The organism is Pseudomonas sp. MWU12-2037 (assembly GCF_023242345.1).
In the GTDB taxonomy this organism is placed as follows: Bacteria; Pseudomonadota; Gammaproteobacteria; order Pseudomonadales; family Pseudomonadaceae; genus Aquipseudomonas; species Aquipseudomonas gingeri_D.
Genome location: NZ_JALLIZ010000008.1, coordinates 230,565 through 244,343, shown reverse-complemented (window position 1 = coordinate 244,343; position 13,779 = coordinate 230,565). Strand labels below are relative to the sequence as shown.

Genomic DNA, 13,779 nt, shown 5'->3' with positions numbered 1-13,779 from the left:
CTGGGCGATATCGAGTTGTAGGCATACGCAAAAAATCAGCAACGGCTTGCACCGTTGCTGACCGGGTATTGCGCTACGTTGACGCGAGGGTTACAGCGGACGGCCGATGGCGTTGCAGACGCTGGTGTTACCGACGTACTGAGCGCTGGTGGAGGTCAGGAAGCTAGTACGCAAGGCGGCCTTGAAGGCTGCGGACATCGGAACGAAACGGTTGGCAGTCACAGCCGCATCGTTGGCGCTTGGGGCAGTACCGTATTGCTGAGTCAGGAACGAACGCACCAGACCAGTCTGGGTTGCATCGGCGTAGCACTGGCTGAAGATCATGTTAGTGAAGCCGATGATCGGGTAGCCGGTCGAAGGGAAAGGGAAAACGCTTGGGTCGGTAGGGCTGGTCGTGGCAGCGAACACCGGTACCCACAGGTTCGGGTTGGAACGGTTGGCGGCGGCAGGCGGAGTGACCCCGGAGACGGCGGTGCCGACGTTGGTGAGGTTTGGCGCGATGGAGTTGACGGTGGCCACTTTGGTCGCGTCGTCCAGATCGGCGGTGGCAGTCACTGCCAGGTCCGGGCTCATGTAGGTGATACGGCTGTCAGCGGCTTTCAGTGCGGTCATGACCGCTGGGCTACCAATAGCGCTTACAGCACCGGCAGGAACACCCAGCGAGTAGCTGGAGCCGAAGCTGGTGGTTACGGCGAAGGTACCGGCTTCACCGGTGCACTTGGCATTCAGGAAGCGGGTGAAGAGTTCGGTGGTACCACTGCTGTCACTGCGATAAACCACAGTGATCGGGCCGGTACGACCACCAGGAGCAGCAAGTTGGTTCCAGTTGGTCAGACGACCCGAGAAAACACCGCACACTTCGTTAGTCGTGAGGTTCAAGGCAGTACCGGCCTTATTGAACGGCAGGGTCACGGCAGTAGCCATTGCAGGTACCTGAATCAGCGGGCCCCAGGCAGCGCCATGATTGGTGTTGTAAGTGGCGATATCGGTAGTCGCGAGTTTCGAGTCGCTACCAGCCCAATGCACGTTGGTGCCAGCCGGCAGTTTGAACTGAGTCGGATCGTTGTTCAGAAACGCGAGTTTACCCGCGCCGCTGCCAACACCGATATAAGCAGCAAAACCAGAAGGCAGAACACCGGAAGTGTTGTAGAACGGAGCCGCGAGAGTACCGCCACCGCCGTTGATATCGGCCATGGCCGCTTGTGCGGAGCACAGGGCAGCGAGGGTCAGGGATACCGCGAGAACGTTGCGCTTAAACATGAAGAATCTCCTTTCGTCGTGTTCGTACGTTGAGTGACTTGCTCGTTCATGACGCCATGGCGCTCGATGCGTCGCCTTAGTTCCAGACGACTTGAGGGGTGAGGCCATGGGGGAGAAGTTCTCAAGTTCCGGTGACAGATAAAGGAAAAAACCTCGGGTGAATCTTATTGATTTTTAAATAAATTCTCGGGTGTTCGCGGTACTTTCGCCGCGCAATTCCGGCACTTTTACGGGAGTGGCAAAGAGCCTTGCGCCGGAGGCGGCGAGACACGGGGCCGGGTCGCCGGGATATGACAGAACGAGGAACCCGAGTTCTTCGAACTCACTGCACGGGGGCGCGGCGATTCTGTATGACGAGGTCCATGTTAAGGTGCGCGAATACTTGAAAACAGAGCGCGCCAATGCCCCATCTCGCCCGAACCCATCCACGCTTGACCCTCTCCGCCCTCCTCGGCCTGGCCGTCGGTGCACTGGCTCCGGTCAGTCCGGTACTGACCAAGATCCTGATCGGCTGGAATGCCGGCGTCTGGGCCTACCTGGCCATGATGCTGTGGCTGACCGTGCGCTCCCGACCCGAAGATGTGCAACGCTTCGTCGAACGCGAAGACGAAAATGCCGGGACAGTCTTGCTGATGGTGTCGATTGCCGCGATTGCCAGCCTGGCGGCGATCACCGTCGAACTGGCGGGCAGCAAGGACCTGGAGATGCACACGCGCCTGCTGCATTACGGCTTTACCGGGCTGACGGTGATGGGCTCGTGGCTGCTGATCGGGGTGATCTTCAGCGTGCACTATGCGCGGCAGTTTTATCTGGGAGAGCCTGAAGAATCGCCCCTGCGCTTTGCCGATGGCGAGAAACATCCGGACTATTGGGACTTCCTGTACTTCTCTTTCACCATCAGCGTGGCGGTACAGACTTCGGACGTGGGCGTAGCCACCAAGGCATTGCGCAAGGTGGTGCTGGCGCAATCGTTGATCGGCTTTCTGTTCAATACGGCGATTCTGGGGTTTTCGATCAATATTGCGGCGGGGTTGTTTGGCTGAGCCAGAACACACCGTCCTGTAGGAGCTGGGCTTGCCCGCGAAGCTTTTGGCGTCCTTGAGAACGCCTTCGCGGGCAAGCCCTGCTCCCACAGGGGTTGCGTATGCCTTTAGAAAACGGGGCGTTACTCGGTCGCGAGTACACCACGGCGAACCTGGTCTCGCTCGATCGACTCGAACAGCGCCTTGAAGTTGCCCTCGCCGAAACCATCGTCGCCTTTACGCTGGATGAATTCGAAGAACACCGGCCCCATCAGGGTTTCCGAGAAGATCTGCAGCAGCAGGCGCTTGTCGCCTTCCTGGGAAGAACCGTCCAGCAGGATCCCGCGCGATTTCAGTTCGTCGACCGGTTCGCCATGGTTCGGCAGACGGCCTTCGAGCATCTCGTAGTAAGTCTCCGGCGGCGCGGTCATGAAGCGCATGCCGATCTTCTTCAACTGATCCCAGGTCTTGACCAGGTCGTCGGTGAGGAAGGCCACGTGCTGGATGCCCTCGCCGTTGAACTGCATCAGGAACTCTTCGATCTGGCCCGCGCCCTTGGACGATTCTTCGTTCAACGGGATGCGGATCATGCCGTCCGGCGCGGTCATGGCCTTGGAGGTCAGGCCGGTGTATTCGCCCTTGATATCGAAATAACGGATCTCGCGGAAGTTGAACAGTTTCTCGTAGAAGTTCGCCCAGTAGGCCATGCGCCCGCGATAGACGTTATGGGTCAGGTGGTCGATGATCTTCAGGCCCGCGCCTGGAGGATTGCGGTCGACGCCATCAAGGTAGACGAAGTCGATGTCATAGATCGAGCTGCCTTCGCCGTAACGGTCGATCAGGTACAGCGGCGCGCCGCCGATGCCCTTGATCGCCGGCAGGTTCAGCTCCATCGGGCCGGTGGCGATATGGATCGGCTGGGCACCCAGCTCCAGGGCACGGGCATAGGCCTGTTGGGCGTTTTTCACGCGGAAGGCCATGCCACACACCGAAGGACCGTGCTCGGCGGCAAAGTACGACGCCACGCTGTGGGGTTCGTTGTTGAGGATCAGGTTGATCGCGCCCTGGCGATACAGGTGCACGTTCTTGGAGCGGTGGGTCGCGACCTTGCTGAAGCCCATGATCTCGAAGATCGGCTCCAGGGTGTTCGGGGTCGGCGATGCGAATTCAATGAACTCGAAGCCCATCAGGCCCATCGGGTTTTCGAAGATATCGGTCATGGTGACGCCTCATCATTTTTATCAAGTAACGGTCAGTTAGTTGCTATCAATGCGGACGTTGGCGGGTGGCGCACAGGAAATGCCCCGCACACTGCGGGCCAGGAAATCGCCGTAGATCAGTTGGAACCCAAATATCTTCATGTCGACCCAGTCTCTCAGGGCGAGGCTTCTGCTGCCAGAAGACGTTATTCTTATATGCGTAACCAGATTCTACATGGCGTAACCCGGTTTGTCCGTATCCCTTTTTTATTTCGACCCGGGCAGCCGCAAAGCCGGTCGGTTGCACAGGTAGATGCCGCCCAGGATCAACCCGCCGCCCAGGCACATGATCAGCGTCAACTGCTCGCCCAGCAATAGCGCGCCACAGATCACCGCGGTCAACGGATTGAGGCCGATAAACACGCCAGCACGCGTTGCACCGATATGCTGGATGCCATCGTAATACCAGATATAGGCCAGCGCCGAACCCAGCCCGCCAAGGTAGACCAGGCTCATCAGCTGTTGTGGATTCAAGGTTTCGATGAGCGCAAGACTCGCCTCCCCCCGCAGCCAGGTGGCCAGCCAGAGCATGGCCGCACCAAGCCAGATCGAATAGGTCACGGTGGTCAGCGGGCCCAGCACCCGGGTCAGGTTACGGGAGAACAGCGAGTAGACCGCCCAGGACAGCACGCAGCCGAAGATCAGCAGGTCACCGATCCAGGTCTGGGCCGCGCCATCGAACAGGCTGCGGTTGCCGCTGATAATCACCAGCCCCGCACCGCCCATGCAGACCAGGATGCCGAGCACCTTCGCTACGTTCAGCCGCTCTTTGAAGAACAACCATGAAGCCAGCCCGAATACCGCCGGATTCAGCACGACGATCAATGACGCCCGCGAAGCATTGATGTAGTGCAGGCCATAAAAGAAGCAGAGGTTGTAGAGAAAAATGCCGAAAAATCCCAGCAGCGCCAATTGAGCCAATTGCTTCCTGTCCGGCAGCACCAGCGTAATACGCGTCGCCACGATAAACACCAGCAGGATCACACTGGCCAGGAGAAAGCGCAGGCTGGCCAGCAACAACGGCGCGATATCGCTGGACAGGAAGCGCCCGGCGACAAAGGTCCCGCCCCAGATCATCGAGACTCCGGCAAGCTTGAAGTAGACCCGCAGGTCGCTGCCTGCGGCGAAGGTGGACACCTGTGTGTGCATGGTTTCTCCTGCTGATCGATTACGAGGGTTGTCAAACTGGCTGCATTATTTTATTTATGTCGACTCATCGTAAAATGAGTAAAAGCTCATGACCCTGACCCAGCTGGAAGTGTTTTCCCAGATCGCCGAACTGCGCGGCTTTACCAGTGCGGCCCTGCGCCTGGGGATCAGCCAGTCGGCGGTTTCCCATGCCCTCAAGGGGCTTGAGCAGGAGTTGGGTGTCGAGTTGCTGCGTCGGCACCAGGGCCAGGTGGAACTGACGGATATCGGCGCACAGTTGCTGCAACGGGCCCGGGCCATGCTGGGCCTGGCGGACACCTTGCGCCAGGAGGCCGCCGATGCCCGAGGCATGAAACGCGGGACCCTGCGTATCGGCTCGTTCGGGCCCACTTCCTCGACCAAGCTGCTGCCGGCGCTGCTGGCCCGCTACCGGCAGGCACATCCGGGTATCCAGGTACAGGTCGACGAAGGTCCTGATCGACAGGTACTGCAATGGCTGGAAGAGCGGCGGATCGACGTGGGTTTCGTGGTGCTGCCGCAGGAGCGCTTCGACACCTTTGCCCTGGTGGAAGACCAGATGGTCGCCCTGCTCCCCGTCGGCCACCCGTTGTGCGAGCAGCCGGCCATTGAACTCAAGGCGCTGTGCCAGGATCCGTTCATTCTCACCGGGGCCGGTTCCGGGGAGTTGGTGTCCCAGCTGTTCGCGGCCCAGCGACTGGTTCCGGACATTCGCTACCGTACCGCGCAACTGCTCAGCACCCTGGCGACCGTTGCCCGTGGTGAAGGCGTGACCGTGGTGGCCGAACAATCCCTGCCGGAACACCCGGCCCCCGGTTACGTCAGCCGGCCGTTGTCGCCGCCGGTCATACGCCAGATCGGGATCGCCGTGCTCGACCGACGCCAGGTCTCACCGGCAACCCAGGCTTTTATCGACCTGGCCAGTCGATTCGAATATAGATAGCCTGTGGGAGCGGTGCTTGTCTGCGAAGCTTTTGGCGCTCTTACGGACGCCATCGCCGGCAAGCCAGCTCCCACAAGGTAGGTACTCAAGATTAAGTAAGTGAGCAGCATTACTCTTCCAGGCGCCCTTGCCCCTACAGGTTCCCTTCAATGCCATTGACCGCCAAAGGTTCTCGCTCCTGGATCGCCCGTTACGCCTTGAGCCTGCTGATCGGCCTGCTGCCGATTCTCTCCGGGATCGCCATCCTGCATTGGCAAGCCGGTCGGACCTTGAGCCAGAACGCCGGGAAAACCGCCGGCGAGGCCCTGAAACAGTTCGACCTGATGCTCGACAATGCCGCCGAGTCCGCCAATGTCATCCTGCCCCTGGCCGGCCAGCCCTGCGACGACGTCAAACTGGCCCTGCGCGAACAGGTCACCCGGCGGCCCTTTGTCCGGGCCGCGAACCTGGCCTGGAACAACAACCTGTATTGCACTTCCTTGTTCGGGCCTTATCAGGAAGCGGTCGACCCGGCGGACTATGTCGACGGCACGCTCTGGTTGATGAACGGTAATCCGGTCACCCCCAAGTCCTCACTGCTGGTCTACCGCCTGCAGGACGGCAAAGGCGCTGCCATGGTCAGTATCGACGGTTATCACCTGGCCAATATCCTGCGCCTGATCGGGCGTGAGGCCGGCTTGCGCCTGCAGGTCGGCAATGTCTGGATCTCCGGCCAGGGCCAGGTACGCGAGGGTGAAGCCCCCGGGTTTGCCGTCGGTCAGGCGAGCTTGTCCTCTAGTCGCTTCCCCTTCAGCGTCAGTTCAGGCTTCCCGGCGGGAGAAGCCTGGCGTTACGTCGGCAAGGAATACCCGGCCCTGATGGCCTTGCTGCTGGTATTTGGAGTGCTGGCCGCGGCCACGACGCGCTGGTTGCAAAATCGCTCCAACGCACCGACCCACGAACTACGGCGAGCCCTCGAGGCCCGGGAGTTCATTCCTTATTTCCAACCGGTGGTGCGCAGCGATAGCCGCCAATGGGCCGGGGCGGAAGTGCTGATGCGCTGGCAGCATCCCCGTGAGGGGTTGGTGCGCCCGGACCTGTTCATTCCCCTGGCCGAAGACTCGGGCCTGATCGTACCGATGACCCGTTCATTGCTGCAACAGACCGCCACCCTCCTCGCCCCGCACGCGGCGGTCTTTGCACCCGGCTTTCACGTCGGCGTGAATATCACCGCCCGGCATTGCCAGGATCTCGCACTGCTGGACGACTGCCGTGACTTTCTTGCCGCCTTTGCTCCGGGCCAGGTGCGCCTGGTATTGGAATTGACGGAACGGGAACTGATCGAACCCAGCGCCGTTGCCCGGCAATTGTTCGCCCGGTTGCGCGAGATGGGCGTGATGATTGCCATTGACGACTTCGGCACCGGGCATTCAAGCCTCAGTTATTTGCGCCAGTTCAACGTCGACTACCTGAAAATCGACCAGAGCTTCGTCGCCATGATCGGCGCCGACGCGTTGTCCGGGCATATCCTGGAGAGCATTATCGAATTGAGCGCCAAGCTCGAACTGGGCATCGTTGCCGAAGGTGTCGAAACGCCACTACAACGCGACTACCTGAGCGCCCGAGGCGTCGAGTTTCTCCAGGGCTACTTGTTTGGTAAACCATTGCCGGCGGAAGACTTTCTTAACAATTTCAAACGACAGATCAGCGTACAAGAGGATAAAGTCGTGCTGTCAGAATAAGACACTGACACTTGTCTATCGGTATTTCTTCAACGTCTAACCCACGTTATTTACTCTTGGCCTGATAACTACTACACTTTTTCATGCCTGCAGTAATTTGATAGGAAGCCCCCAGGCTTATAAGTAACTTTCCGCACTGCCACACCCAGGTGCATACGCGTGACGAAAGCCGTTGCAAGCATTGGCTTGTCGTTTTGTTTTAGGTGGATGGCAGCCGAATACAACTCGTGGAGATAAACATCTTGTCCAAACTCGCCGTATTTCGTGCCGCAGAACAGGCCCTTAAAGAACAACTCGCCCAGCTGGAAGCCCTGAAGAATGACGCCGGACTCAAAAAGGAGATCGAGTTCGAGGAAAAACTCAAGGGCCTGATGAAAACCTACGACAAGAGCCTGCGCGACATCGTCGCGATCCTCGACCCGAACCCAAGCAGAACCGGCGCCGCGGCGCCCAAACAGCGGCGCGCCCGCGTGGTCAAGGTTTACCAGAACCCGCATACTGGCGAACTGATCGAGACCAAGGGCGGCAATCACCGTGGCCTGAAAGCCTGGAAAGAACAATACGGGGCAGCGACCGTTGATTCCTGGCTGCGCGGCTGACTTCACGCTTGAACGCGAAAGCCCTGCCCAGGCAGGGCTTTTCCTTGCAGCCCAAAAATCATACCGCCCGGTATCATGATGGCGACAATCGGCGTCTGTCGGGGACAACTCTTTCAGGCAAGAGTTCCTACTCGGCGACAAACGTCGGAAATGCAGCACTCAAAAACGACACCGCGCCCGTTATTCACCGACCCCAAGCGTTCCGACTGTTCTTAATTGCATGTAAAAAATCTCTCACAGCCAGCGGAGGGAATGCGCTACCTCTATTACGTCTGTCGGATGAAAAACAAGCCATTCACGTTCTTCACACATTTTTCACATCGATTCTTACAGGATGCAGACTGCTAAAGGATTAGCGCCCCATGCCCGCTTCGGCGGGCTTCTTTATGCCTCTTCGGCAAGTTTTATACACTTCGCTATAACTTCCCGACAAAATCGAAGTAGCCCGCTATTACCCGGCATATCTGTGCCCGAGTCTAAAATCCGCCCGTCCGAATTTGGCGCCCGCACCCCGCTTCAGTATGATCCTGTCCCACAGGATCGGAATCGGCGAGTCTGCCTGCCGCGTCCATGATCGCCCGCTTTTTTTCACCTGCTTTGCGGAGAGCCCATGAGCCTGCAAGACCTGAACACCTTCCCCGGCGTTACCGCCCAACCCGACGCCGCCACCCAGGGCTTCGTGTTCAACCACACCATGCTGCGGGTCAAGGATGCCACCCGGTCCCTGGACTTCTACACCCGCGTGCTGGGTTTCTCCCTGGTGGAGAAACGTGATTTCCCGGAAGCCGAATTCAGCCTGTATTTCCTTGCCCTGGTGGACAAGGCGCAGATCCCGGCCGACGCTGCCGAACGGACCCAGTGGATGAAGTCGATTCCCGGCATCCTGGAACTGACCCACAACCACGGCACCGAAAGCGATCCTGATTTTGCCTACCACAACGGCAATACCGATCCACGGGGCTTCGGCCATATCTGCATTTCGGTGCCGGATATTCGTGCGGCCTGCGCGCGCTTCGAAGAGCTGGGCGTCGAATTCCAGAAACGCCTGACCGACGGTCGCATGAAAAGCCTGGCCTTCGTCAAGGACCCGGACGCCTACTGGGTAGAAATCATCCAGCCGGCGCCGTTGCAAGACATCTGATAGCGCCCGGTCAAGAAAAAGCCCCATGAATCAGGGATTCATGGGGCTTTTTAATACGCTTCCATATCAAGCCGGAGCGGAGCTGCGGATCAGATGGTCAAAGGCGCTCAGGGAGGCCTTGGCACCCTCGCCCACCGCGATCACGATCTGTTTGTACGGCACCGTAGTCACGTCACCGGCCGCGAAAATGCCAGGCAACGAGGTTTCACCACGGGCATCGACGATAATCTCGCCGCGCGGCGACAGCTCGACACTGCCCTTGAGCCAGTCGGTGTTCGGCAACAGGCCGATCTGCACAAAAATGCCTTCCAGCTCGACGGTGTGGAACTCACCCGAATCACGGTCCTTGTAGACCAGGCCGGTGACCTTCTGCCCGTCGCCCTTGACTTCACTGGTCAGCGCACTGGTCACGACGTTGACGTTCGGCAGGCTGTAGAGCTTGCGTTGCAGCACGGCATCGGCGCGCAGCTTGCTGTCGAACTCCAGCAGCGTTACATGGCTGACGATACCGGCCAGGTCGATGGCCGCCTCGACACCGGAGTTGCCGCCACCGATCACCGCGACACGCTTGCCCTTGAACAGCGGGCCGTCACAGTGCGGGCAGAAGCACACGCCCTTGGCCTTGTATTCCTGCTCGCCCGGCACCCCCATTTCTCGCCAGCGGGCGCCGGTGGCAAGGATTACGGTCTTCGCCTTGAGGCTGGCACCGCTTTCAAAACGCACTTCGTGCAGTTCACCGGCATTTTTCGCCGGCACCAGGGCACTGGCCCGTTGCAGGTTCATGATATCGACATCGTACTGGCGAACATGCTCTTCCAGGGCGCTGGCCAGTTTCGGCCCTTCGGTTTCCTGGACCGAGATAAAGTTCTCGATCGCCATGGTGTCCAGCACCTGGCCACCGAAACGCTCTGCCGCAACACCGGTACGAATACCTTTGCGTGCCGCGTAGATCGCTGCCGCGGCGCCGGCCGGGCCACCGCCGACCACCAGGACATCAAAAGCGTCCTTGGCGCTGATTTTTTCCGCCTGTTTCTCGATGGCGCCGGTGTCGAGCTTGCCGAGGATTTCCTCGAGGCCCATGCGGCCCTGGCCGAAGTTCACACCATTGAGATAGACGCTTGGCACAGCCATGATCTTGCGATCGTTGACTTCGTCCTGGAACAGCGCGCCGTCGATGGCGACGTGGCGGATGTTCGGGTTCAGCACCGCCATCAGGTTCAGCGCCTGGACCACGTCCGGGCAGTTCTGGCAGGACAGCGAGAAGTAAGTCTCGAAGTTGAACTCACCCTTGAGCGAGCGGATCTGTTCGATCACTTCGACACTGGCCTTCGAAGGGTGGCCGCCGACTTGCAGCAGGGCCAGCACCAGCGAAGTGAATTCGTGGCCCATGGGGATACCGGCGAAACGCAGGCTGATATCGGCTCCCGGGCGATTCAACGAGAACGATGGCTTGCGCGCATCAAGGCCGTTGTCCAACAAGGTGATCAGGGTGGAAAGGCTGGCGACTTCTTTGAGCAGTGCGAGCATTTCCTGAGATTTCGCGCCGTCATCAAGGGAGGCGACGATCTCGATCGGTTGCGTAACCCGTTCCAGGTACGACTTCAACTGGGCTTTAAGATTGGCGTCCAACATGCGGGCGATTTCCCTTTTTCAATACTGTAGAAATAACAACGCCCAGGTGATTACCACCCGGGCGTTATGGGGCGGTGCGGCTGACTTATGAAGTGCGGATGACCGCCCTTGAATGACTCACGGACTTAGATCTTGCCGACCAGGTCCAGAGACGGAGCCAGGGTGGCCTCGCCTTCTTTCCACTTGGCTGGGCAGACTTCGCCTGGGTGAGCGGCAACGTACTGAGCGGCCTTGATCTTGCGCAGCAGCTCGGAAGCGTCACGGCCGACACCGCCATCGTTGAGTTCAACGATTTTAATCTGGCCTTCCGGGTTGATCACGAAAGTACCGCGGTCGGCCAGGCCGGCTTCTTCGATCAGTACGTCGAAGTTGCGGGAGATGGTCAGGGTCGGGTCGCCGATCATGGTGTACTGGATTTTGCCGATGGCTGGCGAAGTGTTGTGCCAGGCAGCGTGGGCAAAGTGGGTGTCGGTCGACACGCTGTAGATTTCAACACCCAGTTTCTGGAACTCGGCGTAGTTGTCAGCCAGGTCTTCCAGTTCGGTTGGGCAAACGAAGGTGAAGTCAGCTGGGTAGAAGAACACAACCGACCACTTGCCTTTCAGGTCAGCGTCCGAGACTTCGACGAATGCGCCGTTTTTGAAAGCGGTTGCTTTGAACGGTTTAACTTGGCTGTTGATGATAGGCATCGTTGACTCTCCGTCAGGGGTTAAGAAGTTGATGGGAGAATCCTAGCCATTCTTTTGCGTTCTGGCTCATTGGCAAAGCTGATGCTCGCGATTGGTTTTCGCTATGAGCAGACACTATTAATAGAAGAAATCTTATGCTCCTTGATCCACCGGCTTTTCGACGATGAGCCCCATGCCCGGAAACGGGCTGGCCTCTATATAACGCATGGCCGATTTCATGTCCTTCCAACCGACATAACTCATCAGCGACTTCAGGTCCCAGCCGCTGCGGTGCGCCCAGGTGGCGAAGCCACGGCGCAAGGAATGGCTGGTGTAGTGCTCGGCGGCAATCCCGGCGCGCTCCAGGGCCTGGCGCAGCAAGGGGATGATGCTATTGGCGTGCAAGCCCTCCTCGCCCAGGTGCCCCCAACGGTCAATGGCGCGAAACACCGGGCCACGCACCAGCGCGGCGCTGTTGATCCAGTCGATATAGGCCTGCACCGGGCACAGGCGCTGCAAGGCCGGGGCCTGATAGGTCTGGCCGAGGTTGTCGCGGTCGCTTTTGCTGCGCGGCAAATACAGCGTCATGCCGGAGCCTGCGACAGCTCGGACATGCTCGATTTCCAGGCGACAGAGCTCGTCGCTGCGAAAGCCCCGCCAGAAGCCCAGCAGGATCAGCGCCTTGTCTCGTCGGGCGCGCAGCAGCATCGGTCGATCATCGGCGGCCAGGGCCAGGGTCGCTTGCCCATCAAGACTGGCGACGACTTGCTCCAGATGCTGCAACTGCAGCGGTTCGGCCTGTTTCTCCCGCGCCGGGTGCAGGGCGCGAATGCCCTTGAACACCTTGCGCACCAGAGGCGCCTTGGTCGGATCGGCGAAACCCTGGCTGTTGTGCCATTGCGCCAGGGCTGACAGCCGCAGCTTCAACGTGTTGATCGACAGTACGCCGGCATGGGCCATCAGGTAGCGCACCACGCTGTCACTGGTGGCCGGCAGGAAACCGCCCCAACTCACTTCGAAATGTTCTATGGCGGCCTGATAGCTGCGACGGGTGTTGTCCCGCGTCGCCGCCTGCAGGTAGCGGTCCAGCTCGTTCATGACCTCGATTCCCGGCATTCATACTGATTCCCCGGGCAAAAGCGCGAAAGCGGCTTATCACGCGTGGTAATACCAGTATATCCCGTGTTAATAATTTCAAATATCGGCTTTTTGTTTTTATCTATATGCTATGTAAATACATGGTACGTACCACAGTACGAAATCGTAGGAGAGAACATGGCTCGCGGCGGCGTAAACAAGGCAGTGGTGCAAACGGCACGCTTGGCGATCCTCGCCCGCGGCGAGCACCCGAGCATCGATGCGGTACGTATCGAAATGGGTAATACCGGGTCCAAAACCACCATCCATCGCTATCTCAAGGAGCTGGATGACGGTGATCTGCGCCGTGTGGCGCCCACGGAGTCACTCGACGAAGAGCTGGGCGAACTGGTTTCGCGCCTGGCACAACGCCTCCAGGAACAGGCTCGGGAACCTGTCGAGCAGGCCCGGGCACAACTGGCGGCGGAAAAAGCCGAATGGCAGGCGCAATTGGCCGAGATGGCCCAGCAGATGGAGCAACAGCAGCGCCAGTTCGAGATCCAGGCCGTGGCCCTGGCCGATGAGTCGCGCAACCTGCAAACCACCCGCTCGATGCTGCAGACCGAACAGACCCGCAACGCCGGGCTGAGCCAGGCCTGTAGCGATTACGAATTGCGCCTCAAGGACAAGGACCAGCAGATCCGCTCGCTGGAGGACAAGCATCTGCACGCCCGCGAAGCACTGGAGCACTTCCGCAGTGCAGCCCGCGATCAGCGCGACCAGGAACAGCGCCGACATGAGACGCAGATCCAACAGGTACAGATGGAGTTACGCCAGGCCCATCAAAGTGCGCTGGTGCGCCAGGACGAGATCACTCAACTGAATCGTGACAATGAGCGGCTGCTGGCCGAGAGCCGGGGAACCGCGAAGGCCCTCAAGCTGGCGCAGGAGCAGTTGGATAAAGAGCAGCAGCGCACGGAGCGGCAGCTTCAACAGGCGCAAACGCTGGAGAATGCCGGCACCCTGCTTCAGGAACGCCTGCGGGTGGCCTTGGCGGAAAGTGAGTCGCTAAAGCTTGAACTGACGGATCAGCAGGGACGAAGCCAAGCGCTTGAACGCAAGCTGGCTGAATCCGAAACCGCACTGAAAGAGCTTCACGCCCCCCTGTAGCCCGACTGGCGATACGGCCTCAACAAGAAGCCGTATCCTCGCGAATCTATACGGATTCACCCCCTCATCCCCCCGTAAATCCCCACTCCCCTATCTCGATCAGCGGTTTCGCCGACCTGC

Annotated in this window: 12 protein-coding genes; 6 read left to right on the top strand and 6 right to left on the bottom strand. The window is 59.4% G+C overall.

Going from position 1 to position 13,779, the window contains the following annotated elements; genetic code table 11:
• Window positions 1-90: 90 nt before the first annotated feature.
• Window positions 91-1,260 (bottom strand): substrate-binding domain-containing protein, encoded by a 1,170-nt coding sequence (locus M5B42_RS17125; RefSeq protein ID WP_248746504.1) that lies wholly within the window; start codon window positions 1,258-1,260, stop codon window positions 91-93.
• Window positions 1,261-1,661: 401 nt separating this feature from the next.
• On the opposite strand from M5B42_RS17125, the gene M5B42_RS17120 reads away from it, so the two are divergent.
• Entirely contained in the window at window positions 1,662-2,303 is a 642-nt protein-coding gene (locus M5B42_RS17120) for a DUF1345 domain-containing protein (protein WP_103495635.1), read from the top strand.
• Window positions 2,304-2,425: 122 nt separating this feature from the next.
• Here the strand turns inward: M5B42_RS17120 and hppD are convergent, their stop codons facing one another.
• Both hppD and M5B42_RS17110 read right to left on the bottom strand, forming a co-directional pair.
• Window positions 2,426-3,502, bottom strand: a complete 1,077-nt coding sequence (hppD, locus tag M5B42_RS17115) for a 4-hydroxyphenylpyruvate dioxygenase (RefSeq protein WP_152738881.1) — start codon at window positions 3,500-3,502, stop codon at window positions 2,426-2,428.
• A 246-nt stretch (window positions 3,503-3,748) separates the two neighbouring features.
• Entirely contained in the window at window positions 3,749-4,690 is a 942-nt protein-coding gene (locus M5B42_RS17110; RefSeq protein WP_248746503.1) for an EamA family transporter, read from the bottom strand.
• An 88-nt stretch (window positions 4,691-4,778) separates the two neighbouring features.
• Between M5B42_RS17110 and M5B42_RS17105 the strand changes: the two genes are divergently transcribed.
• From M5B42_RS17105 to gloA, 4 genes are all read left to right on the top strand, one after another.
• The gene (locus M5B42_RS17105) at window positions 4,779-5,651 is read left to right on the top strand and encodes a LysR family transcriptional regulator (protein ID WP_248746502.1); all 873 of its coding nucleotides are present in this window, start codon (window positions 4,779-4,781) and stop codon (window positions 5,649-5,651) included.
• Between the two features lie 149 nt (window positions 5,652-5,800).
• Window positions 5,801-7,372 (top strand): EAL domain-containing protein, encoded by a 1,572-nt coding sequence (locus M5B42_RS17100; RefSeq protein WP_248746501.1) that lies wholly within the window; start codon window positions 5,801-5,803, stop codon window positions 7,370-7,372.
• Window positions 7,373-7,614: 242 nt separating this feature from the next.
• Window positions 7,615-7,971, top strand: a complete 357-nt coding sequence (locus M5B42_RS17095) for a histone-like nucleoid-structuring protein, MvaT/MvaU family (RefSeq protein ID WP_103495640.1) — start codon at window positions 7,615-7,617, stop codon at window positions 7,969-7,971.
• A 610-nt stretch (window positions 7,972-8,581) separates the two neighbouring features.
• Window positions 8,582-9,112 (top strand): lactoylglutathione lyase, encoded by a 531-nt coding sequence (gene gloA / locus M5B42_RS17090; protein ID WP_103495641.1) that lies wholly within the window; start codon window positions 8,582-8,584, stop codon window positions 9,110-9,112.
• 66 nt (window positions 9,113-9,178) lie between these two features.
• Here the strand turns inward: gloA and ahpF are convergent, their stop codons facing one another.
• From ahpF to M5B42_RS17075, 3 genes are all read right to left on the bottom strand, one after another.
• Entirely contained in the window at window positions 9,179-10,744 is a 1,566-nt protein-coding gene (gene ahpF, locus M5B42_RS17085) for an alkyl hydroperoxide reductase subunit F (RefSeq protein WP_248746500.1), read from the bottom strand.
• A 125-nt stretch (window positions 10,745-10,869) separates the two neighbouring features.
• On the bottom strand, window positions 10,870-11,433 hold the full coding sequence (gene ahpC, locus M5B42_RS17080; RefSeq protein ID WP_100941167.1) for an alkyl hydroperoxide reductase subunit C: 564 nt from the start codon (window positions 11,431-11,433) through the stop codon (window positions 10,870-10,872).
• 132 nt (window positions 11,434-11,565) lie between these two features.
• Entirely contained in the window at window positions 11,566-12,510 is a 945-nt protein-coding gene (locus tag M5B42_RS17075; RefSeq protein ID WP_103495644.1) for a site-specific integrase, read from the bottom strand.
• Between the two features lie 177 nt (window positions 12,511-12,687).
• Here M5B42_RS17075 and M5B42_RS17070 point away from each other — a divergent pair, with 177 nt between their 5' ends.
• Complete coding sequence (locus tag M5B42_RS17070) at window positions 12,688-13,659, top strand: DNA-binding protein (protein WP_248746499.1); 972 nt, start codon at window positions 12,688-12,690, stop codon at window positions 13,657-13,659.
• The last annotated feature ends 120 nt before the right edge of the window (window positions 13,660-13,779 follow it).

What these genes read in the sequence shown, in the direction of transcription:
- M5B42_RS17125 (WP_248746504.1), bottom strand. Translation starts at nt 1,260, where the DNA reads ATGTTTAAGCGCAACGTTCTCGCGGTATCCCTGACCCTCGCTGCCCTG.
- M5B42_RS17120 (WP_103495635.1), top strand. Translation starts at nt 1,662, where the DNA reads ATGCCCCATCTCGCCCGAACCCATCCACGCTTGACCCTCTCCGCCCTC.
- hppD (WP_152738881.1), bottom strand. Translation starts at nt 3,502, where the DNA reads ATGACCGATATCTTCGAAAACCCGATGGGCCTGATGGGCTTCGAGTTC.
- M5B42_RS17110 (WP_248746503.1), bottom strand. Translation starts at nt 4,690, where the DNA reads ATGCACACACAGGTGTCCACCTTCGCCGCAGGCAGCGACCTGCGGGTC.
- M5B42_RS17105 (WP_248746502.1), top strand. Translation starts at nt 4,779, where the DNA reads ATGACCCTGACCCAGCTGGAAGTGTTTTCCCAGATCGCCGAACTGCGC.
- M5B42_RS17100 (WP_248746501.1), top strand. Translation starts at nt 5,801, where the DNA reads ATGCCATTGACCGCCAAAGGTTCTCGCTCCTGGATCGCCCGTTACGCC.
- gloA (WP_103495641.1), top strand. Translation starts at nt 8,582, where the DNA reads ATGAGCCTGCAAGACCTGAACACCTTCCCCGGCGTTACCGCCCAACCC.
- ahpF (WP_248746500.1), bottom strand. Translation starts at nt 10,744, where the DNA reads ATGTTGGACGCCAATCTTAAAGCCCAGTTGAAGTCGTACCTGGAACGG.
- ahpC (WP_100941167.1), bottom strand. Translation starts at nt 11,433, where the DNA reads ATGCCTATCATCAACAGCCAAGTTAAACCGTTCAAAGCAACCGCTTTC.
- M5B42_RS17075 (WP_103495644.1), bottom strand. Translation starts at nt 12,510, where the DNA reads ATGAACGAGCTGGACCGCTACCTGCAGGCGGCGACGCGGGACAACACC.
- M5B42_RS17070 (WP_248746499.1), top strand. Translation starts at nt 12,688, where the DNA reads ATGGCTCGCGGCGGCGTAAACAAGGCAGTGGTGCAAACGGCACGCTTG.